This is a genomic window from Halomonas sp. AOP30-A1-24 (genome assembly GCF_052378165.1).
GTDB lineage: Bacteria > Pseudomonadota > Gammaproteobacteria > Pseudomonadales > Halomonadaceae > Vreelandella > Vreelandella citrativorans.
Genome location: NZ_JBQSXL010000002.1, coordinates 201,763 through 221,942 on the forward strand (window position 1 = coordinate 201,763; position 20,180 = coordinate 221,942).

The window sequence follows — 20,180 nt, forward strand, 5'->3', positions numbered from 1 at the left end:
GCTTGCTACCGGGAATGCCAACCTGGCCTAGGCGGGGTTACAGACGGTTTAGCATGGCTTGGGCATCGCGGCGTAACGCTTCATCGGAGAGTTCACGCTGCGCTCGTGGAGTACCGTTCACCGCGCGTTCAGCGTGCTCGCGGGCAGCGGCGGTGTTCCCTTCATCAAGCAGGAACGCGGCGTAATAGTAGTTGACGTCGATACCTTCAGGGCGAATCTCAACGGCACGCTGAAACATTTGCTGAGCTTTTTCACTGCTTCCAAAGCTAATTGGGCGCCCAGGTACGTTGTCGTAAAGTGCGCCCAGTGTGACGTAGGCAGAACCGTTTCCTCCTTGCGGATCAAGCGCAATGGCCTGTTCAAGCGCATCACGCGCATCACCAGCGATACCCAACGCGCCGAAACCACCACGTTCACGCGCATACGAAGCCAGAATAATGCCCTGCCAAATCAGAAGCTCCGGCTGATCCGGGTTTTCGCTGGCCAACGTCGTGACTTCATTGGACAAAACGTCCAACGTGCCTTCACGCTGGTTAGCTGGCAAGTCGCTCACCGTATGTTCCCAACGGTTCTTCAAGGAGAACAGTTCGTTTTCATAGGCCAAGGCCGTTAAGGGTAACAGCATTAGCGTGCTGCCAAGCGCTGCAGTCATTATCAAACGAGAAAACGGTCGTGTGCGCATTATTATCTCCTGAGTTGTTTTTATATCGACATATAGACGCTGCGTTGTTAAGCGCTAATCAGCCTATTCTCACAATGTAACGAACGTTTGATTGATTCGCTAGCCGCGAGTGATGTCACTGTGCTTTTGTTTACTTTCTCTTTACCCTACAGTCGTCTTTAACCAGCGCTATCTTTAACCAGATGAGAGTCCCTTAATGAAAGGTCGTAACATGACCCGCTGGCGCGATCCGGCAAAAGATCCGCGTCAGGCACCCAAAAGCAATTTGATTACCGCCGAGGGCGCCGCGCGTTTACGCGGAATTTTGGATCACTTATCCAGAGTCAAACGCCCCGCACTCTCAACAAAAGTAGGTGAAGCCGCTGCGCTTGGCGACCGTAGTGAAAACGCTGATTACACTTACAACAAGAAAGAGCTGAACCGTGTGATTGCGCGGATTCGCTATTTGACCCTACGTCTGGATGAGCTGCAGGTGGTTGATCGACTACCCGCAGACACCAACAAGATATTTTTTGGGGCATTTGTCGAGCTGGAGGATGAAGATGGCGAAGCGCTTAGCATACGGATTGTAGGACACGACGAAATCGATACCCAAAAGCGCTGGATCAGTATTGATGCGCCCATGGCCAAGGCACTTCTCGGCAAAGGGGTCGATGACGATGTAGAAGTGCTTACTCCGAATGGGAAGGTGTTCTACACCGTTACTGCGATCCGCTATGCCTCGCTTTAGTGCACGGGGCTTCCTAATCTTTTAAGGCATAGTCGATAGTCGTCACCACTCGGACACGCTTGATATGCGGAGTATAGCTGTCCAAATCATCAATCGAGAAATAGCCTTGGGTTGCCTGGCGGATCTGCCCTACCTGACTCCCGGAGTCTTCTGCAAACTGCTGGGCGGCATTACGCGCGTCAGCCGTCGCCTCGGCAATCATCTCAGGCTTGATCGCCTCCAAGCCGGTAAATAGAAACTCGGTTTGGTACTCGTAACTTGGCGAGAGCAAAACCCCTTGACGTACCAGCGACGAGGTCCCTGGCATCGCCTGCATCACGCCCTCTACATCTGGCGAACGCAGCAGTAACGTGGCCTCAGCGCGGTAACGCTCATCAGGGCGCTGCCCGCCATAGAGATTACTAAACTGGTCGGTAATTCTGGGGGGTGTTGTGCTGATATGCCCGGGTTCAAATCCCTGAGACTCCAAAAAGCGACGAATCGCCTGGTCATTATTGGAAAGCTGCTGCTCCAGGTCGCTTAAGCTATTAGCGCTCACGCTGTAGTTAAACGGCCATAGCACCAAGTCGGCCGCCACCTCGCGCTCGGCCAAACCACGCACGGTGACATTGCGCGAAGACTGCTGCCACACGTCGGCCGCCTGCTTGATATAGCTGCCACCTCCTACCAACCCCAGCGCCAGCAATCCACCTAGCACAACTGCACTTCCCAATATCACGATGCTTCTACTGCTTTTAACCATCGTCGCTACCTCGCACAACGTTCATTAAAGTGCCCAATGCCTATCAGCATCATAGCCGTGAAATGGGGATGCGTCGGTAGTTGAATATGGTTAGTGTGAGGAAATAGTGTCAGCTACGCTGGCTACGGTAGACCCGAAACCGCCGATTATCAGCAAGCGTTTCAAAGCTGCCAAAAGCCTCGGTGAGAAGGTCCGGATAAGGCAAGAACACATTGGCGACGATGATGAGACGCCCACGGTTAGCAAGATGCTTGGGCGCTTGGCGAATCAAGCGTTGGCTGGGCCCATAGCTTACGTCTCGCTCTTGATGAAACGGCGGGTTACTAATAATAAAATCGTAGGTTTCACTTTCCAATGCGCTATATACATCGCTTTGCAAAGCGTGCCCATTAACCTGATTAGCCTCTAGCGTGCGATGCGCTGCCTCTACAGCAAAAGCGCTGACATCCACGGCGGTTACCGCATGGCCACGTTTGGCAAGCCAAGCGCTAATAATGCCATCGCCACAGCCCATATCGAGAATACGTTGAGGCGCTTTAGGCAGCTCTTTTTCCAGGCTGTCCAATAGTAGCAGCGTGCCTTCATCTACCTTGCCATGACCAAAAACGCCGGGATGACTAACCAGCGTTAAGCCCAAAGCATCAAAGCGCTGCCAAGCGTCTTCCAGGGTATTCTCAAGCGCGATGGTGCGTGTGGCAAAGAGTGAACAGCGCCGCGCGTTATCGCGCTTGTCACACATCATCCCCCGCTCTGCGAGTACGTTAGGCACGCGTTTCACGCCGCCACTGTGCTCACCGATAATTTCAATGGCCGTGCCCGTGGGTAGCACGCTGCATAGCCACTCAAGCCACCAAATGCCTAGCTGATGCGCTTTAGGCCAGAACAACACTATCTCGCCGTGGGTAACGGCATTTTCAGGCAGCGCGAAGGGGCTATAGACCTGCTTGCCTACCGCTTGCCACTCGCTTAGCACACCAAGATCACCGCTGATAACGCCTGCGGATTGCGCGATTAACCAAGCATCAACCGGTGGCGCTACGACCATAAGTGCCGTGTAGTCATCCTGTTGACGTTCCAGCAGTTGGCAGGCAGGTGATTGGGCACTCATTGGGAAGTCTCCGGTTTAATCAACGTGTAGAGTAAATAACGACCCAGCCGCCAGTGCGGGTCTTGTTGGCAGTACTTCTTTTCGAGCGCCAGCAGCGTTTCACGCTCTTTATCGCTGGCGGGAGGCAGGCGTAGGTAGTCCTGAAATACACGGATACCCGCAACGCTTGCCACTTCAAGACTGTTTTCCGCCCCCCATGCCACCATCTCAGCGTGGGTGACCGGCGAAATAGGCGTTAAGCGCTGCCGCTTGCCCATGCCTTCCAAACGATCACTTAGCGCCTTTTCCAAATTGCCTTTCACCGCGTTGGAAAAGCGCAGTGCATCGCGGTTAAACACCATCAGGCTCAACTGCCCGCCGGGCGCGAGCAGGCTTGCCAGGCTTGCCATCGCTGAGCGCGGGTCGCCCAACCACTCAAGCACCGCATGGCAGGTAATCAACGGCCAGGGGCCAGGAGCTTGCTGGCCTAAATCCTGAAGCGGGGCATGCACGTAGGTCATCGCCTCGCCAGACAGCCGCTTAGCTTCACTGTGCCAATGTTTGGCATACGTAAGCATATCCAGCGAGGGCTCGGCCATGGTGACCGGGTGCTGGCGTTCGGCAAACCACGCCGCCTGCTGGCCTAACCCGCCGCCGACATCCAGTACGGGCTGCTGAGTTAGTTCAAGCATTTGCGGCAGCAAGTAATCCAGCATCGCCAAGCGCAGCTCGCCGCGAGGCGCTTGGTAAAGCGAGCGTGAAAACTTGTCGACCAGACCGTCAAAGTAGCGGTCTCCAGCGTCGTTTAATTCATAGGTTGGATGCATGCATAAGGCCAAGCGGCATAGTAAAGCCGCGTAGTTTACCCTGCCTAAGAGCGGAACGCTTGCAGCGGTAATTGATGCTGCCAGGCATCGTACCGTTCCAATGCCGCAGCTAGCTGTAAGAGCTGTTTATCTTCACCAAACCGCCCGACTATTTGCACGCCTACCGGTAGGCCATTGGCGGCCATATGCAAAGGCACTGACATGGCGGGCTGGCCGGTCAGATTGGCTAATTGGGTGAACGGCGTGCGGCCAAGGGCGTCCACCGCCAGCCTCTTTAACAAGCCTGCCTTTAGCGCCAGCGATGATGCCCCAGGAATGGCCAGCACAGACATTAAGCGTTCACGTGCCGCGGATGGATAGAGCTCGCCAATTTCAGGGGCGGTATCTGCGGTGACCGGCATCACCAGCGCATCAAAGCGTTGATGAAAACGGCTCATCTGTTCAGCGGCAACGTGCCAATGGCGTTTCGCCAGCTCGTAATCCTGCGCTAACAGCTTGCTTCCCAACCGGCCGATAGCACGTGTAGAGGGTTCAATCGCCAAGCGGTGCATGGGTACGCCGGTTTGTTGGCTAATCCAGCTAAGGTCCGCCGCCAAGTGGCCAAGGTAAAGCGTCAGGTAGCTATCTGCCAGGGCTTCACCATCCACCGCCGGCTCGCACCACTCCACCTCATGGCCCATTTCCGTTAGCGCGGCGGCAGCTTTATTAACCGCTGTTTTTACTTCCGAGCTTAACTGCGTGCCCAAGCCACGGCTTAAAGGCTCGCCCAGCGATACCGCAATACGTAATCGCTTAGGCGAGGACGCTAATGCCGTTACGAAGCCGGTTTCAGCGCGCACTGGGTACGGGCCGGAAGGCGCCATACCGTTCACCTTCTCCAACAGCGCCGCACTATCTCGTACGCTGCGCGTCAACGCATGCTCAATGACCGCCCCCTGCCACACTTCCCCATGGTTTGGGTCAAGCGGCATCCGCCCACGCGTAGGTTTAAAGCCAAAAAGCCCACAGTAGCTGGCAGGAATACGGATGGAGCCACCACCGTCCCCGGCCAACGCCAACGGCACAATTCCGCTAGCCACTGCCACGGCTGCACCGCCGCTGGAGCCACCGGGTGAATACCCCTTCCGCCACGGGTTAACAGGGTGCGGAAAGGCTTTAGGCTCGGTAATTCCCATCAATCCCAATTCAGGCGTGGCTGTTTGCCCAATAACGACCAAACCCGCAGCTTTTGCGCGCTGGATAATCGGCGAATCCTCTTTAGGGCGCCACTGAGTTAACGCAGCACATCCGGAGGCCAAGGGTTCACCGGCCAACCCCATCAACAGATCTTTACTTAAGGTGGGCACTCCACCAAAGAGCGCGTCATCGGCGATCTCCTCGCTCTCACGCCGGGCTTTCTCAAATCGCGTTCTAACGACCGCTTTTAGGGCAGGATTTAGTGCTTCAATCGCCTTAAAGGCAGCCTCCAGAACGTCTGCGCGACTCACCTCCCGGCGGCGGATCAGTTCGGCAAGGCCGGTGGCATCATATTGTTGGTACTCGTGGGACTGCATTACGTTCGCCTATTATGCTTGTCTCTACAGCCTAGCAGAGGCCGTCCACTTAATTTTTCTTAACCATGTGTTTTCGCCGACTCTTCTACTGAGCCTTAAGGCGTATTGCCTTTAAACTCAAAACTCACTATGTTGGAGCCGATTGGGAACGTTCCCATTTTACTGTTTAATGGATAGCCAACATGCCCCCTGCCTCTGTGCGCGCCACACTTATTGAAGTCGCTAAGCTGGCGGGCACGTCTAAAACCAGCGTATCGCGCTTTTTCGGCCCGGAGCGCGAACGGCTAACGCCCAGCCTTCAAGCGCGCATTGCCAACGCCGCCACGACGCTGGGCTACCAGCCTAATTTAATGGCACGCGGTCTCAAGGGAGGCGGCTCGCGCCTACTGGGCGTACTGGTGGCCGATATCCGCAATCCGTTCTCAGTGGCAGTTGTCCACGGCATAGAGCAAGCGGCTCGGACTCACGGTTATTCATTAATCGTCTGCAATACCGATAACGACCCAGAACGAGAACAGCAGCACCTGCGCCTGCTGACGTCGTATCAGGTAGAAGGCTTGATGATTAATGCTACCGGGCAGCCTGAAGCTCAGTTACAGGCACTCATGCATAGCGGTGTCCCCCTCGTGCTACTTGACCGCGAAGTTCACCAACTTGACGTTGATGTGATCGGGCTTGATAACGCGCTAGCGATTGATATGGCACTGAATCATCTCGTGCAACAAGGGTATCGCTCCCTTCTCTATGTCAGTGAGTCGCCTGCACATGCCAGTACCCGCCAGGAACGGCTACAGCGCTTTAACCAGCAAGCAGAGAGCTTAGGGATCAAAAGTCAGACGCTAATACTGGACAATTCAGCGCCTCACATTGAAACGCTAGCCAACTTTACCCAGCACACTGCCTCATCTCCAGGCGCTGTTTTATGCGCTAACGGTAACGTCACGCTCGCTATGACACGCAGTTTTCAACAGTTGGGGATCACACCAGGTCCTACCGGTTTAATGGGAATTGACGAACTGGATTGGTGTGAGCTGATAACGCCAGGCATCACCACCCTGGCCCAGCCTACCGATGATATCGGCCATGCTGCCGTCAGTTGCCTGCTCAACCAGCTTAACGGCTCAGCACAGGCATCGCCCGTATGCTACCGCCATGCGCCACGTTTACAGATCCGCGGCAGTACAACGCTTTAGCCAAATCCTTAACACCCTTAAAAAGAGAATATCCTGATGGCAAATACAACGCTCTCCTCCCCACGGATACTGACTTTTGGCGAAGCCATGGCCATGCTGGTGGCGAATACACCGGGTGATCTAGCAGAAGTCGAAAGCTTTCATCGCCGTTTAGCAGGCGCCGACAATAACGTCGCCATCGGCCTCTCGCGCCTGGGTTTTCACGTTGGCTGGTTGAGCCGAGTGGGCACCGACAGCCAGGGCAGGTTTATTCAGCAGTCTTTAAAAGCTGAAGGAGTTGACGACCGGTATATTCATCTTGATGAACACCACCCCACCGGGCTGATGTTCAAAGAGCGCGCAGAAAACGGTGCCGACCCACGGGTTGAGTACTTCAGGCGCGGCAGTGCCGCCAGCCACTTAAGCATTGAAGATGCCGCTTCCATCGATTTTCAGTCGCTCACTCATCTGCATGCTACCGGCATTACCCCTGCGCTTTCTAAAAGCGCCCTGGAATTAACCCGCCACTTGATGCAGCAGGCACGCCAAAGCGGCGCCAGCATTTCCTTCGACCCCAATTTACGCCCATCACTTTGGCCCAGCGAAGCTGTCATGCGTGATACCTTAAATGAGCTGGCAAGTCTTGCTGACTGGGTGCTACCGGGACTTTCCGAAGGGCGGCTTTTGACCGGCTGCGAATCGCCCGAAGCGATTGCCGACTTCTACCTTGAGCGCGGTGCCAAGGCCGTTATCATCAAGCTGGGGCCAGAGGGCAGCTATTATCGCGGCACGCTGGGAGGCTCTTTGGAAAGCATCAACGTGCCCGGCCAGCCGGTCGCCAACGTTGTTGATACCGTAGGGGCTGGCGATGGCTTCGCGGTCGGTGCGATCAGCGCACTGCTGGATGGCCTAACTGCTCGTGATGCGCTTAAACGTGGCAATCTGGTCGGCGCCCAGGCCGTACAAGTCGTCGGTGATATGGAAGGTTTGCCCACCAGGGACAAGCTGGAACAACTTGAGCACTAAGGTCACATGTAACAATCACAACACGAGGAGATAGCATGAAAAAAAGTATCATTGTGACTGGACGACTTGGCGATCCACTAAAAGAAACGCTAGCGCAACACTTTGAGCTTATTGAGCACTCAGGGCCACTTGATCCCACTCAGCAAGATGTGCTCGACATACTATCGAAGGCACACGGTATTATCGGCTCAGGACTGCCCATCACACCTGAATTACTGGATGCGGCGCCCGCGCTTGAAGTTATTTCGACAATTTCGGTGGGTTACGACAGCATCCCCGTGGATGAGTTAACCAAGCGTGGCATTATGCTGTGCAACACGCCTGATGTGCTCACTGAAACGACCGCTGATACCGGTTTTGCGCTGGTGATGGCCTCAGCACGCCGGGTAACAGAACTTGCCGAATGGGTGAAAGCGGGCAACTGGAAAGCCAGCCTTGGCCCTGATCACTTTGGTAACGACGTACACGGAAAAACGCTGGGCATGATAGGTTTTGGACGCATCGGCCAAGCGGTTGCCCGGCGCGGTGCGCTCGGCTTTGGCATGTCGATTCTCTACTCCAACGCGTCTCCCAAACCTGAACGCGAAAAAGAGCTAGGCGCCAAGCGCTGTGAGCTTAACGAACTATTGGAAAAAGCAGACTTTGTCTGTGTGACCGTCCCGCTAACCGCAGAGACCAAGCACCTAATCGGTGCCGACGAGTTTGCACGCATGAAGTCCTCAGGTATTTTCATCAACATTGCCCGCGGTAAAGTCGTCGATGAATCAGCGCTGATTGACGCACTTGAGAAAGGCACCATTAAAGCAGCGGGTCTGGATGTCTTCGAGCAGGAACCGCTGCCAGCCACCTCCCCTTTACTTAACATGGCCAACGTCGTTGCCCTGCCCCATATTGGGTCCGCAACACATGAGACTCGCCAGGCAATGGCTCAGCGCGCCGTGGATAATATTCGCTTGGCCCTACAGGGCAAGCCTCCCATTAACCTGGTTAACGAGGACGTACGCCAATGAGCCCTGCTATGCCCAGAGCAACGCCCAGCGCAATGACCGCCGATTACTGCCTACTGTTTGACAGCGATGGTACGCTGGTAGACAGCGAAGTACTCCTTGCAGAGGTAATGGGCGACATTCTTCCGGAGTTCGGCCTACCGTTCTCTGCGCGTCAGTATATGGAAGAGTTTCGTGGAGTACGCTTTCACACGATAGTCAATACGTTAGAAGCGCGTTTTCAGCCCCTCTCAGAAGACCAAGCGGCGACGCTTGAAGCCGGTATGCGGACACGCATGGAAGCCCGCATGCGGGCAGAGCTTGAACCCATCGCTGGCATTCCAGATGCGCTTGATCAATTAAGCAGCTACGCCAAAGCCGTGGTATCTAACGGCCCCGAGCGCAAGATCCGCTGTGCCATGGAAAGCACTGGTTTAGGCCACCATTTTAAAGGGAATTTATTCAGTGCTTATACCCTGAATGTCTGGAAACCCGACCCCGAGCTTTACCGCAAGGCGGCGGCGGCAATGGGCTACGCGCCCGAGCAGTGCATTGTGATCGACGATGCGGCCGTAGGCGTAGAAGCCGGGTTGGCTGCAGGTATGCACGTTATCCATATTAACCACTTTCCTGATGAAGAGAGCACGCCCGAAGGCGCCGTTAGCATTCAGCATGCCAATGAATTGCCTAGCGTGATTGCCCGTTTAGTCGCTTAGATAATTACCGACACACGAGTGCACCGACAAAAAGAACCCCACGGCTGCTTAAGCAGTGAGGTTCTTTGAGGTCCCGATTCAGGGTGGGCTACTTTTCAGCACGCTTCAGATAGCTATTTAATCCATCAACTGGCGTACCGCAAGCTCAATACCGCGCAGTTCGGCAAGCCCGCGCATACGGCCATAAAGCGGGTAGCCCGGCGCGGTTTTACGCTGTTGATCGTCAAGAATATGGTGGCCATGGTCGGGGCGTAATGGCAAACGCGCCCCGCCCTCTTTTTCACGGCGACGCTCCTCTTCGACCAGTGCCTGAATAACGCCGACCATATCAACGTTACCTTCCAGGTGCGGCGCTTCGTGGAATGAACGTGGGTCCACCTCGCGCTTTGTGGCACGCAGGTGGATAAAGTGAATATGCGGGGCAAAGTGGCGAGCCATGGCAACCAGGTCGTTGTCTTCACGAACACCATAAGAGCCGGTGCAAAACGTTAGACCATTGGCCGGGCTGGGCACATGATCCACCACCCACTGTGCATCCTCATGAGTTGACACCACTCGCGGCAAGCCCAGAAGCGGCCGGGGTGGGTCATCCGGGTGGATCGCCATACGAATGCCGACTTCTTCAGCCACTGGAATAATTGCCTGTAAAAAGTAGCCAAGATTTTCGCGCAGCTTTTCAGCATCAACCTCGGCATACTCCGCCAGCACATCCCGAAACTGATCCAGCGTATAGTGCTCTTCCGCCCCAGGCAGCCCGGCGATCAGTGTTGTAACCAGCTTGTCACGGGCGGACTGGTCAAGCGTCTCCAGGTAGCGTTGGGCCATCCGCTTATCCGCTTCGCTATACTCAGCCTCGGCTCCTGGCCGCTTAAGAATAAAGAGATCAAACGCCGCAAACGCGGTGTGATCAAAGCGCAGTGCCAGCGCACCATCCGGCAGTACATGGACGAGATCCGTGCGCGTCCAGTCGAGCACCGGCATAAAGTTGTAGCACACCGTGTCGATGCCACAGGCCGCCAAATTGCGCAGCGTTTGGCAGTACGTTTCAATCAACGCATCGCGCTCGGGCAGGCCCTGCTTTATCGCTTCATGGACCGGCACACTTTCAACCACCGACCAGCGAAGCCCGGCGGTCTCAATCAGGTTCTTGCGCGCTTGAATAGCCTCGACCGGCCACACTTGGTGATTAGGTATTTCATGCAGTGCCGTCACAATGCCGGTCGCACCGGCCTGGCGAATTTCTTCAAGACGTATCGCATCGTTAGGGCCGAACCAGCGCCAGGTATGCTCCATAAATAACTCCCTATCCTTCGATGCCTAGCGCTGCTAACGCGGCATTTAACCCATCTTGCGTTAAGGCGCGATAGGCCGCTACTACGTCGTCGACAAACGGCTGATGTGTTGCCAACGCGGGCGGTACCACTTCGTCCATGGCTAAAAATGCGTTTACCAACGCGACCGGCTGGCCACCGTGAGTCTGATGTAGCTCAGCAAACTGCTTTGCCATGGGATCATCAACGGTATAAAGCTTGCCGTTTAGCTCTTGGCCATCGGTATAACGAATCCACCCAGCCATTCCTAATGCAGTGCAAGGCGATGCCTGACCCACTTGAATACGCTCAAGAGCGCCGCTCAGCCAGCGCTGGGGCAGCTTCTGGCTGCCGTCCATGGCGATCTGCTGCAAACGGTGGCGCAAGCTGTCATTGGTAAAGCGTGAAAGTAGCGAATCAGCGTACGCCGCAAGGTCAGTGCCTTCGGGCATATTAAGCGTCGGTGCGGCTTCTTCCAGCATGTAGCGGCGCAGCAGCGCGCGCAGTGCCGGTTGGTTGATGCCGTCATACACCGTTTCAACACCTTCCAAAGCACCCAGATAGGCCAGCAGAGAATGGCTACCGTTCAACATTCGCAGCTTCATGGTTTCAAACGGGGCAACATCGGCGACCATTTCTACGCCGTCGGCCTCCCAGCTTGGCCGCCCGGTGGGGAAGTTGTCCTCTACCACCCACTGCGAGAATGCCTCACCCACCACGGCATTAGGATCAGCAACGCCCAAGGTAGCTAAGCGCTCAAAGTCAGCGTCGGTCATCGCTGGCACAATGCGGTCGACCATGGAGCTTGGAAACGCCACTTCCGCATCAATCCACTCGGCAAGTTCAGCACTACGCTGCTGGGCAAGCTTAACCACGGCTTTACGAGTACGCTGACCGTTGTGTGGCATGTTATCGCACGAAAGCACGGTAAACGGTGCCACGCCCGCGGCGTGCCGCCGAGCCAGCGCTTCAACCAGTAAGCCAGGAGCGGTCCGCGGCTCGCCAGGTGAGGCGATATCGCCCGCTACCATGGGGTCATCCAGGCGCAGCTCACCGCTGGCCGGGTTCAGGAAATACCCTTTTTCCGTCACGGTCAGCGTGACAATACGCGTCGCTGGCGCCGCCAGCCGCTCAAGCAGCGCGTCTCTATCCCGCCCCCAGTTGCCCGACGCATCGCGGCCGGAAAACAGCGTTTCTTCAATCACGCCGATCTCGCGTAGCGTCAGCGTCTGGCTGTCGGCATATTCCGCCACCTGATAGTGGTAACCCGCCTTGCGCAGGCTATCTACCAGGTCAACACTCGAGCGTAAATTGGCGCTACATACGCCCCACTCGCCATCGCCTGTGCGCTGGCGATAGCGCTCAAGATAAACCGCTTGGTGAGCACGGTGAAACGCGCCCAAGCCAAGATGGACAATGCTGATATGGCCGGATGGCGGCGCTGCATTAATACGTTTCATGGACATGCCTAGTTACTCCCCATCAGCAGATTAGGCAGCCAGAGTGAAATAGCCGGTACGTAGGTCACCAGCATCAGTACTGCCAGGTTGCATAGCAGGAAAGGGACAATCGCTCGCGCTACCGAAAGCATGGGCAGCTTACCGATGCCAGCGACGACAAACAGACACACCCCGACCGGCGGCGTGGTCAGGCCAATCATCAGGTTAAGCACGGCAATGACGGCAAAGTGCACTGGGTCCACACCCACACCGGTGGCCACGCCTACGAGGGCCGGGAATAGAATGATCAGCGCGGCGATGGTTTCCATGAAGGCGCCGACAAACAGCAGGATCAGGTTGAGAATCAGCAGCACGATCAGCGGGTTTTCACTGATGGAAAGAATCAGCGTGGCGATCATCTGAGGAATCTGCTCGCTGGTCAGAATCCAGCCGAACAGGTTAGCCAGGCCCACCATCAACAAAAGCGCTGACGAGGTCAAAACGGTATCGACCAGAATGCCCGGCAGTTTGCGCCAAGTAAGCCCCTTGTAGACATACATGCCTACCACCAGGGCGTAAAGACTGGCCACAATCGAGGCTTCGGTGGGCGTAAAGAAGCCGCCAATGATGCCGTACAGAATAATCACAGTCATCAACAGCGCCCAGAAGGCTGTTTTCGCTTCGCGCAGAAGCTGCAGGACCGGCACGCGCTTCTCCTTGGGGTAGCCGCGACGAACAGCCAGAATGTACACCGTGACCATCATGGCCAGACCCATTAAAAGGCCAGGCACCGCACCAGCCAAAAACATCCGGCCTACGGAGATACCACTTAATGAGCCTGCAATAATCATCGGCACGCTGGGTGGAATAATCGGCCCTATGGTTGACGAGGCGGCCGTCACCGCGGCGGCAAAGGGCTTGTCATAGCCCGAGCGCGCCATGCCCGGAATCATCACCGAGCCGATACTCGCGGAGTCCGCCACAGCGGTACCGGAAATACCGCCAAAAATCATCGAGCCGCCTACGTTGGCAAGGCCTAGCCCGCCGCGAATATGGCCAAGCAGCGCATTGGAGAAGCGCACGATATGTTCGGTGATATTGCCCACGTTCATCAGATTACCGGCCAGCACAAACCCCGGAATACATAGCAGAACGAAGGTGTCGATACCCGCGTACATACGCTGGGGTACGATGGTGAGCGAAATGCCCTCCAGCAATAGATACGATACAGAGGCGATACCAAGCGCAAACGCAATGGGCATACCCACCACGAGAAGTATCAGAAAAACACTAAACAGAATAATAACTTCCATGCTTACGACTCCTGTTTACGGGTGGCAGAGGGACGACACATTGCGATAATTCCCTCAAGACACCCCAGCACGCTATAAGCCAGGAGTAGCGCAAAGGTGACTACCGTTGAGAAAAAGATATACAGCATGGGAATCCGCAGCGTTGGCGAGGTCTGCCAGGTACCGTTCTGGGCATACTGCCAGGCATAGGGCAGCACCAGAAACGCAAATACCCCAATCATCAAGCAGATCAGCGCCTGAAACGCGGCTTTCACGCGTGGGCCAAGCATATGATGGAACAGCTCGACACTGATATTGCGGTGCTGGCGCATCACCACGCCGACCGAGAGCGCCACCATGTAGATAAACAGGTAGCGCGAGAGCTCTTCTGTCCAGGCAATGGAGAACGGCAGAAATAGCCGAGAACTCACCTGCAACAGCACCGTGCCCGCAATAGCGACCAGTGCAAGCACAGCCAGGGTTAGAAAACAGGTATCCACCCAGTCAATCAAGCGCCCAATAGGACCTTGCAGCCTGGGTACTACCGACATCGAATCCAAACTCTCCAACGCTTCTTGCTCAAGCGCTTTTTGATCCGAGCTCATAAACGTATCCTCATGGGATAAACCACTCTTGCAGATAGACGATGGGCTGGCGCACGACCAGCCCATCGTCATTACTTACCGACTTACAGGCCTTGAATGGCGTCGAAAATCTCACGCTGTTCAGGGGTCAATGCTTCTAGTACCGCTGGACGGGCCGCTTCAGCGAAGGCATCGACATCCACCTCAACGAACTCCATGCCGCGCTCCTGCAGCGTCTGTTCAAGACGCATTTGGTCTTCGACAAACAGCTCTGACTCATACGCCTGCATGGTCTCAGCAGCATCACGTACCACCTGCTGAAGATCTTCAGGCATATTTTCCAACTGGTTACGACCAATCACAACGTAGATCCAGCTGCGCACATGACCGGTCATGTTGACGTAGTCCTGCACCTCGTTGAAGCTGGCACTTTCGATCAGGCTAAGCGGGTTTTCCTGACCTTCCAGCGTGTTCTGCTGAAGTGCGGTGAACACTTCACTGAACGCCATGGGCGTTGGGCGTGCACCCATCGCCTGCCAGGTATCCACGAAAAGCGGCACGTTAGGCACGCGCAGGCGTAGGTCGTCCAACTCTTCTGGCGTGCGGATCGGACGGTCGGCGGTCAGCTCGCGAGGGCCACGCTCAAACCAGGTCAAGGGCACCAGATTGGTACGCTCTGTGATCTGCTCTTCAATCTCGGTGCCGATCTCACCGTTAACGGCTGCGTGCAGATGCTCGGAGTCACGGAAGGCATAAGGCACGGCCATCATGGCCGCCTTGGGCGCCCAGTTTTGCAGGCTCTCGCCGGTAATCGTCATGTCCGCCGTGCCCAGCTGAATGCTGTTGATCACATCCATTTCATTGCCCAACTGCTCGCTGGGGTAAAGGCGAACTTCAATACGGCCGTCAGAGTTGGCTTCTACTTCTTCCTTGAACTTCTCAGCCGCCTGGTGCCAGATGTTCTGCTCGTTGGCCAAATGGCCAAAGCGTAGCGTGTAGTCGGCGGCAAGCGCAGATTGCGCACTGAGAAGAACCGTTCCAAGTACCGCACTGGTTAATAGCTTCTTGATCATTTTTATCGCTCCTGCACTTTGCATTGTTGATTGTTAGTGCGCGTAGTTAATGTGAATGGTTGATATGAGTGGGCGTGGACGTTAAGCACTGACTTGAATCAGTACTTTACGGGCTTCTTCAGGACGGTGATCAAGCATATCGATGGCACCAGGCATATCGCTCAGCGGTAACCGATGGCTAACCAGCGCCAACGGGTCCAGCTTGCCACTTGCCATTAGCGCCAGCACCTCCGGAAACTTACGATTATTAAGCCGTGAACCGACCAGTGTCAGCTCTTTTTTGATCACTTCAAGCTGCACCAGATCGCTTGGCTGCACGCTGAACCCGAGCAGACCAATACGGCCCGCGGGCGATGCCAGCCGCAGCATCTGAGGAAGCAGCGCCGGCACACATGCAGCGTCGGCAATCAGCGGTACGCCTTCACCTTGGGTTAAGGCCAGCACCTCTGTTTCGACGTCCTGCTCACGGCTGTTGAGAACGTGCGTGGCGCCCAGCGCTTTAGCGGCCTCCAGGCGCTCATTGATAACATCGGTGACGATGATCTCTTCAATGCCCAAGGCCCGGGCCATCTGCAGGATCGTCATGCCGATCACGCCTGCGCCCAATATCAGCAGCCGATCACCGGGGTGCGGCTGCATGCGGTCCAGCACGTTGGCGGCAATGGTGTAGGGCTCTACCAAGGCAGCGGCGTCCAGGCTGATATGATCCGGCAGCTTGTGAACATTCGCTGCGGGCACCGCCACGAACTCTTCAAAACCGCCGTTACGGTGTACGCCAATTACCTCAAGGGCGCCGCACACGTTGGGGCGGCCAATGCGGCACGGGTAGCAGGTGCCGCAACTAATCACCGGGTCAACGCAGACGCGATCACCCACGGCTACACCCGTTACGCCTTCGCCTACCGCGTCAATAACGCCCGCAAATTCGTGGCCCGTGATACGCGGAAAGCGCACAAAGGCGTTATCGCCGTGGATAATATGCATATCCGAACCGCAGATACCGGCAAACGCTACGCGTACCCGTACTTCGCCTGCGGCGGCAGTGGGTACTTCAACATCGGCGACCTGGTAGTCATGGGGCGCCTTGACCTGAAATGCTTTCATGGATGCAAAACTCCTTATCCGTTCTTTAGGTCACCAATGCCAAAGAGTGCCATCCTCCAACCGGTTAACCGGCAGGCTGGCACGCTTATAGGGGTATTGCTTGGCAAGCTCTTCGTCGATATCCACGCCATGCCCAGGCGTTTCGCCAACGATAAAGTGGCCATCCTCAAACCGATAATCGTGAGGAAACACCTCGTCAGTCGCGCTGGTATGCGGCATGTACTCCTGAATACCAAAGTTAGGCACCCAGGTATCAAAGTGAATAGCCGACCCCAGGCACACCGGAGATAGATCGGTCGGCCCATGGAAACCGGTACGTACGTGGTAAAGACCCGCCAAATCAGCAATACGGCGCACGTGAGTGATGCCACCAGCGTGAGTCAACGTGGCACGAATATAGTCGATCCACTGGTTTTCGATCAGCGCTTTGGCGTCATGAATACTATTGAATACCTCACCTACCGCTAGCGGTGTGGTGGTGTGTTGACGTATAAGGCCAAACGCTTCCTGGTTTTCAGCCGGTACGCAGTCCTCAAGCCAGAAAAGATGGTAAGGCTCAACGTCCTTGCCCAAGCGGGCTGCTTCAATGGGTGTTAGGCGGTGGTGAACATCGTGCAAAATATGCAGATCATCACCAAAGCGCTCACGTACAGCGGCAAACAGTTTAGGCACGTGATTCAAATATTTGCTGGTACTCCAGACGTGCTCGGCGGGTAAATCGGCATCCGCAGGCTCGTAGGGCTCGCCCTCTTTTTTAGCAACACCATAAATACTCGCGATACCCGGCACACCAGCCTGCACGCGCACGGCTTTATAACCTTCATCTACATGGCGGGCGACTTCTTCAAGGCACGAATCGATATCGCGCCCTGTGGCGTGGCCATACACCATCACACGGTCGCGGCTCTTGCCGCCCAACAGTTGGTAAAGCGGCATACCCGCGAGTTTCGCTTTGATATCCCAAAGGGCCATGTCGACAGCGGCAATCGCGCTCATGGTTACCGGGCCACGGCGCCAATAAGCACCACGATACAAGTAATGCCAAATGTCTTCGATGCGCTGAGGATCACGGCCAATCAAGGCGGGAATTACGTGCTCATCCAAATAGGCGACCACGGCCATTTCCCGACCGTTTAGCGTGGCATCTCCGATACCGTAGGTACCCTGGTCGGTAACGATTTTTAAGGTAACGAAATTGCGCCCCGGCGAGGTGACGATGGTATAGGCGTGTTCGATTTTCATGGGGTTGCCTCCTCAATGAGGGATACCGTTTCCTGAGTATCGAACATCTCGGGAAACCGCTGTACTAGATCGGGAAGTGAAACAAAAATTTCACGCAAATGGCGCCGCATGGATTGCTCGGCAAGCGCTACGTCGCGGGCTTCAATAGCCGCCATAATATCGGCGTGCTGTTCAATCAAACGGGCAATCGGTGTGGTGTCAGGAACGCTTAAGTAGCGCACACGATCCAGTTGTGCCCTCACCTCTTCGATAACCTTCCAGGCGGCCTGTTGCCCAACGCCCAGTGACAGCGTTTTGTGAAAACGCTCATCAAGACGGTAGAAACGAATGGTGTCGTGCGGCTCAATACAGCGGCGCTGGCGCTCCAGCAAGTCGTGTAACTCGGTGAGCACTTCGTCGGGAAGCCCTTTGACCGTTGCCTGACGTACTACGGCTACCTCAACCGCCTCACGTACAAAGCGCGCTTCAAGCACTGCTCGCTGAGATATTTTGACCACATAAGTGCCACGCTGTGGCCGGACTTCGATCAGCCCTGCTTCAGAAAGACGGATAAAGGCCTCGCGCACTGGCTGACGGCTGACCGAAAAAGCGTCCGCCACTTCTTTTTCAGACAGCGCTCGGCCAGGTTCCAACACCATTTGAATAATCGACTGGCGCAGTACCTGGTAAAGACGCTGACGAACCGATTCGGTCTCCGACGTCTCCTGCCATAGCGCTTGTAGCGTGGTGTTTGTGTCACTCATCTGCCGCCGCCTGGGTGAAGGGGCATGACGCCCTTATCTGATACGACTAGTATGGTAGTATGGCGAGATAAACAAAAGCCTAAACACCCTATACTTTGGTTGAAGGTAACGCACCATGAAACGCCAGCTTTACACGGGTTCAAATTATAAAAAATCAATAAATATCAATGATCTTGAGCGCATCGCAAGAAAAAGACTGCCGAACTTCGTGTTTGAATATGTTCATGGCGGAAGCGATGATGAACATACGCTGCATCATAATCGCACTGTGTTCGATCAATATCTGTTTGAACCCAGAACAATGACAAAGGTGGGTACGCGGGATTTAAGCACAACACTGTTTGACCGTTCTTACCAAATGCCAGTAGCGATTGGTCCAACAGGATTTAACGGCATGCTGACGCGTGATGGCGACCGAAAACTTGCCTATGCCGCCCGCGATGCGAATATCCCGTTTGTACTGAGCAATGTCTCTACCACTGCCATGGAAGATATTCAGGCCATTGAAGGATTGACGACGTGGATGCAGCTCTACTTCTATCGTGACCGAGCCTTCGTAAAATCGCTTATCAAGCGCTGCCGGGACGCCCGTTTTGAAACCATTGTGATCACTACGGATAGCGCCATTTACGGCAACCGTGAGTGGGACGTGCGCAATTTCCGGCGGCCCATGAAACCCACCTTCGCCAACCTGGCACACATGATGACCAAGCCTCGCTGGATGCTGGATGTGTTGCTGCCCGGTCTGCCCACCTTTAAAAACCTGGATGAGCTTCTGCCACCGGAAAAGCGTGGCGCACAAGGCGCATCGCAAATTATCGGCGCGCAGTTGGACCCGTCGCTTAACTGGGAAGACATTGCCTGGTTACGTGAGACGTGGCCGGGCAAGATAATTCTCAAAGGGATCCTGGCGCCGGAAGAAGCCGAACAGGCCGTAAAACTTGGCGTTGACGGTATCGTGCTTTCCAACCACGGTGGAAGGCAGCTCAATCACTCGCTCTCGCCCATGGATACCTTGGCCGACGTAAAAGCCTGCGTAGGGGAACGCTGCCATGTGTTTGTGGATAGCGGGTTTCGGCGCGGCACCGATATTATAAAAGCACTGGCGTTAGGCGCAGACGCCGTTTGGCTTGGAAGAGCGACGCTTTACGGGCTAGCGGCGGGTGGCCAAGCGGGCGCGGCACATGCGCTGAGCCTGCTGAGAGGAGAAGTAGACAGAACGTTAGGCTTGTTGGGTCACACCAATATTGAGGATTTAACCTCAGCGTGCCTGGTCAAACGACCACGTTGAATTACTTATGAAACCTCTGATTACCTATAACGCAATTGCGTATGCTCAGCGCTTGCAATTGCGTTTAAAAAACCAGGTTACTGACACAACAACGTTAACGATCCATACATAAAAATCCGTTCTATTCCACTATTGCCTATCTTCTTTCATGCTGCATAAACCAAGCCAGAAACGTTAAAAGAAAAAGAGCAACCTGTGCCACAGGGTTTAAAAAATATTAAAGATCTTCTTATCCTACGCAAAACACCCGCTTAGATCCTATTATCAAATAATGGCTAGCATCATCAACTACTTATTAAGCGTGAACGCCTTTTCCGGCTATTCTTCAAACTAATTCTTCAAACTAATTCTTCAAACTAATTTAGTGTAAAGGCGCATCTTCATAATGGAGGTACTAACGTGAGCATACCGAAGTTTAAAGAGTGCATCGAAGCCTGCAATATATGTGCGATCTATTGCGATAACTGCGCGGCCTCCTGCCTTCAAGAATCCAACATTGAACACATGGCTGAATGTATTCGGTTAGATATTCAGTGTGCACAAATTTGCCGGTTGGCCGTCTCCTTTATGGCCCAGAATAG

20 protein-coding genes are annotated in these 20,180 nt (G+C 55.0%); 7 read left to right on the forward strand and 13 right to left on the reverse strand.

Annotated features, from left to right (window positions below; all coding sequences use genetic code 11):
* Positions 1 to 37 precede the first annotated feature (37 nt).
* Positions 38 to 682, reverse strand: a complete 645-nt coding sequence (locus ACT3TJ_RS02145; RefSeq protein ID WP_192526283.1) for a tetratricopeptide repeat protein — start codon at positions 680 to 682, stop codon at positions 38 to 40.
* A gap of 196 nt (positions 683 to 878) precedes the next feature.
* Here ACT3TJ_RS02145 and greB point away from each other — a divergent pair, with 196 nt between their 5' ends.
* A complete protein-coding gene (gene greB, locus ACT3TJ_RS02150) occupies positions 879 to 1,412 on the forward strand; it encodes a transcription elongation factor GreB (RefSeq protein ID WP_172116247.1) in 534 nt (177 codons plus the stop codon).
* Positions 1,413 to 1,425: 13 nt separating this feature from the next.
* Here greB and ACT3TJ_RS02155 read toward each other — a convergent pair whose 3' ends face one another.
* From ACT3TJ_RS02155 to ACT3TJ_RS02170, 4 genes are all read right to left on the reverse strand, one after another.
* Positions 1,426 to 2,154 carry an SIMPL domain-containing protein gene (locus tag ACT3TJ_RS02155; protein ID WP_192526282.1) on the reverse strand — a complete coding sequence of 243 codons (729 nt, stop codon included), beginning with the start codon at positions 2,152 to 2,154 and terminating at the stop codon, positions 1,426 to 1,428.
* Between the two features lie 109 nt (positions 2,155 to 2,263).
* Entirely contained in the window at positions 2,264 to 3,262 is a 999-nt protein-coding gene (locus ACT3TJ_RS02160) for a methyltransferase (RefSeq protein ID WP_192526281.1), read from the reverse strand.
* Positions 3,259 to 4,068 (reverse strand): methyltransferase domain-containing protein, encoded by an 810-nt coding sequence (locus ACT3TJ_RS02165; protein ID WP_192526280.1) that lies wholly within the window; start codon positions 4,066 to 4,068, stop codon positions 3,259 to 3,261. Before ACT3TJ_RS02165 ends, ACT3TJ_RS02160 begins: the two co-directional genes overlap by 4 nt.
* 44 nt (positions 4,069 to 4,112) lie before the next feature.
* Positions 4,113 to 5,621: an amidase gene (locus ACT3TJ_RS02170; RefSeq protein ID WP_192526279.1), complete on the reverse strand. Its 1,509-nt coding sequence runs from the start codon at positions 5,619 to 5,621 to the stop codon at positions 4,113 to 4,115.
* A 182-nt stretch (positions 5,622 to 5,803) separates the two neighbouring features.
* Here ACT3TJ_RS02170 and ACT3TJ_RS02175 point away from each other — a divergent pair, with 182 nt between their 5' ends.
* The 4 genes from ACT3TJ_RS02175 to ACT3TJ_RS02190 are packed head-to-tail and all read left to right on the forward strand — an operon-like array spanning position 5,804 to position 9,521.
* Entirely contained in the window at positions 5,804 to 6,814 is a 1,011-nt protein-coding gene (locus ACT3TJ_RS02175) for a LacI family DNA-binding transcriptional regulator (protein WP_192526278.1), read from the forward strand.
* A gap of 36 nt (positions 6,815 to 6,850) precedes the next feature.
* On the forward strand, positions 6,851 to 7,819 hold the full coding sequence (locus ACT3TJ_RS02180; RefSeq protein WP_192526277.1) for a sugar kinase: 969 nt from the start codon (positions 6,851 to 6,853) through the stop codon (positions 7,817 to 7,819).
* A gap of 35 nt (positions 7,820 to 7,854) precedes the next feature.
* A complete protein-coding gene (locus tag ACT3TJ_RS02185) occupies positions 7,855 to 8,829 on the forward strand; it encodes a 2-hydroxyacid dehydrogenase (RefSeq protein WP_192526276.1) in 975 nt (324 codons plus the stop codon).
* An 8-nt stretch (positions 8,830 to 8,837) separates the two neighbouring features.
* Positions 8,838 to 9,521 (forward strand): HAD family hydrolase, encoded by a 684-nt coding sequence (locus ACT3TJ_RS02190; RefSeq protein ID WP_441676988.1) that lies wholly within the window; start codon positions 8,838 to 8,840, stop codon positions 9,519 to 9,521.
* A gap of 117 nt (positions 9,522 to 9,638) precedes the next feature.
* Here the strand turns inward: ACT3TJ_RS02190 and uxuA are convergent, their stop codons facing one another.
* The 8 genes from uxuA to ACT3TJ_RS02230 form a co-directional block, all read right to left on the reverse strand.
* Entirely contained in the window at positions 9,639 to 10,814 is a 1,176-nt protein-coding gene (gene uxuA, locus ACT3TJ_RS02195) for a mannonate dehydratase (protein ID WP_444621391.1), read from the reverse strand.
* 10 nt (positions 10,815 to 10,824) lie between these two features.
* Positions 10,825 to 12,297, reverse strand: a complete 1,473-nt coding sequence (locus ACT3TJ_RS02200; RefSeq protein ID WP_193053857.1) for a mannitol dehydrogenase family protein — start codon at positions 12,295 to 12,297, stop codon at positions 10,825 to 10,827.
* 2 nt (positions 12,298 to 12,299) lie between these two features.
* Complete coding sequence (locus tag ACT3TJ_RS02205) at positions 12,300 to 13,583, reverse strand: TRAP transporter large permease (protein WP_192526273.1); 1,284 nt, start codon at positions 13,581 to 13,583, stop codon at positions 12,300 to 12,302.
* Positions 13,584 to 13,585: 2 nt separating this feature from the next.
* Positions 13,586 to 14,167, reverse strand: a complete 582-nt coding sequence (locus tag ACT3TJ_RS02210) for a TRAP transporter small permease (RefSeq protein WP_193053858.1) — start codon at positions 14,165 to 14,167, stop codon at positions 13,586 to 13,588.
* An 83-nt stretch (positions 14,168 to 14,250) separates the two neighbouring features.
* The gene (locus ACT3TJ_RS02215) at positions 14,251 to 15,219 is read right to left on the reverse strand and encodes a TRAP transporter substrate-binding protein (RefSeq protein ID WP_444621390.1); all 969 of its coding nucleotides are present in this window, start codon (positions 15,217 to 15,219) and stop codon (positions 14,251 to 14,253) included.
* An 81-nt stretch (positions 15,220 to 15,300) separates the two neighbouring features.
* On the reverse strand, positions 15,301 to 16,323 hold the full coding sequence (locus ACT3TJ_RS02220; RefSeq protein WP_444621389.1) for a Zn-dependent oxidoreductase: 1,023 nt from the start codon (positions 16,321 to 16,323) through the stop codon (positions 15,301 to 15,303).
* A 30-nt stretch (positions 16,324 to 16,353) separates the two neighbouring features.
* Positions 16,354 to 17,565: a D-mannonate dehydratase ManD gene (gene manD, locus ACT3TJ_RS02225; RefSeq protein ID WP_087109628.1), complete on the reverse strand. Its 1,212-nt coding sequence runs from the start codon at positions 17,563 to 17,565 to the stop codon at positions 16,354 to 16,356.
* Entirely contained in the window at positions 17,562 to 18,308 is a 747-nt protein-coding gene (locus ACT3TJ_RS02230; protein WP_444621388.1) for a GntR family transcriptional regulator, read from the reverse strand. Before ACT3TJ_RS02230 ends, manD begins: the two co-directional genes overlap by 4 nt.
* Positions 18,309 to 18,423: 115 nt before the next feature.
* On the opposite strand from ACT3TJ_RS02230, the gene ACT3TJ_RS02235 reads away from it, so the two are divergent.
* Positions 18,424 to 19,599, forward strand: a complete 1,176-nt coding sequence (locus tag ACT3TJ_RS02235; protein ID WP_444621387.1) for an alpha-hydroxy acid oxidase — start codon at positions 18,424 to 18,426, stop codon at positions 19,597 to 19,599.
* 399 nt (positions 19,600 to 19,998) lie between these two features.
* The coding region (locus tag ACT3TJ_RS02240; protein WP_444621386.1) for a four-helix bundle copper-binding protein at positions 19,999 to 20,180 on the forward strand (182 nt) is incomplete at its 3' end.

Excerpts from the sequence above, each read along its gene's own strand:
- ACT3TJ_RS02145 (WP_192526283.1), bottom strand. The coding sequence starts at position 682 with ATGCGCACACGACCGTTTTCTCGTTTGATAATGACTGCAGCGCTTGGC.
- greB (WP_172116247.1), top strand. The coding sequence starts at position 879 with ATGAAAGGTCGTAACATGACCCGCTGGCGCGATCCGGCAAAAGATCCG.
- ACT3TJ_RS02155 (WP_192526282.1), bottom strand. The coding sequence starts at position 2,154 with ATGGTTAAAAGCAGTAGAAGCATCGTGATATTGGGAAGTGCAGTTGTG.
- ACT3TJ_RS02160 (WP_192526281.1), bottom strand. The coding sequence starts at position 3,262 with ATGAGTGCCCAATCACCTGCCTGCCAACTGCTGGAACGTCAACAGGAT.
- ACT3TJ_RS02165 (WP_192526280.1), bottom strand. The coding sequence starts at position 4,068 with ATGCATCCAACCTATGAATTAAACGACGCTGGAGACCGCTACTTTGAC.
- ACT3TJ_RS02170 (WP_192526279.1), bottom strand. The coding sequence starts at position 5,621 with ATGCAGTCCCACGAGTACCAACAATATGATGCCACCGGCCTTGCCGAA.
- ACT3TJ_RS02175 (WP_192526278.1), top strand. The coding sequence starts at position 5,804 with ATGCCCCCTGCCTCTGTGCGCGCCACACTTATTGAAGTCGCTAAGCTG.
- ACT3TJ_RS02180 (WP_192526277.1), top strand. The coding sequence starts at position 6,851 with ATGGCAAATACAACGCTCTCCTCCCCACGGATACTGACTTTTGGCGAA.
- ACT3TJ_RS02185 (WP_192526276.1), top strand. The coding sequence starts at position 7,855 with ATGAAAAAAAGTATCATTGTGACTGGACGACTTGGCGATCCACTAAAA.
- ACT3TJ_RS02190 (WP_441676988.1), top strand. The coding sequence starts at position 8,838 with ATGCCCAGAGCAACGCCCAGCGCAATGACCGCCGATTACTGCCTACTG.
- uxuA (WP_444621391.1), bottom strand. The coding sequence starts at position 10,814 with ATGGAGCATACCTGGCGCTGGTTCGGCCCTAACGATGCGATACGTCTT.
- ACT3TJ_RS02200 (WP_193053857.1), bottom strand. The coding sequence starts at position 12,297 with ATGTCCATGAAACGTATTAATGCAGCGCCGCCATCCGGCCATATCAGC.
- ACT3TJ_RS02205 (WP_192526273.1), bottom strand. The coding sequence starts at position 13,583 with ATGGAAGTTATTATTCTGTTTAGTGTTTTTCTGATACTTCTCGTGGTG.
- ACT3TJ_RS02210 (WP_193053858.1), bottom strand. The coding sequence starts at position 14,167 with ATGAGCTCGGATCAAAAAGCGCTTGAGCAAGAAGCGTTGGAGAGTTTG.
- ACT3TJ_RS02215 (WP_444621390.1), bottom strand. The coding sequence starts at position 15,219 with ATGATCAAGAAGCTATTAACCAGTGCGGTACTTGGAACGGTTCTTCTC.
- ACT3TJ_RS02220 (WP_444621389.1), bottom strand. The coding sequence starts at position 16,323 with ATGAAAGCATTTCAGGTCAAGGCGCCCCATGACTACCAGGTCGCCGAT.
- manD (WP_087109628.1), bottom strand. The coding sequence starts at position 17,565 with ATGAAAATCGAACACGCCTATACCATCGTCACCTCGCCGGGGCGCAAT.
- ACT3TJ_RS02230 (WP_444621388.1), bottom strand. The coding sequence starts at position 18,308 with ATGAGTGACACAAACACCACGCTACAAGCGCTATGGCAGGAGACGTCG.
- ACT3TJ_RS02235 (WP_444621387.1), top strand. The coding sequence starts at position 18,424 with ATGAAACGCCAGCTTTACACGGGTTCAAATTATAAAAAATCAATAAAT.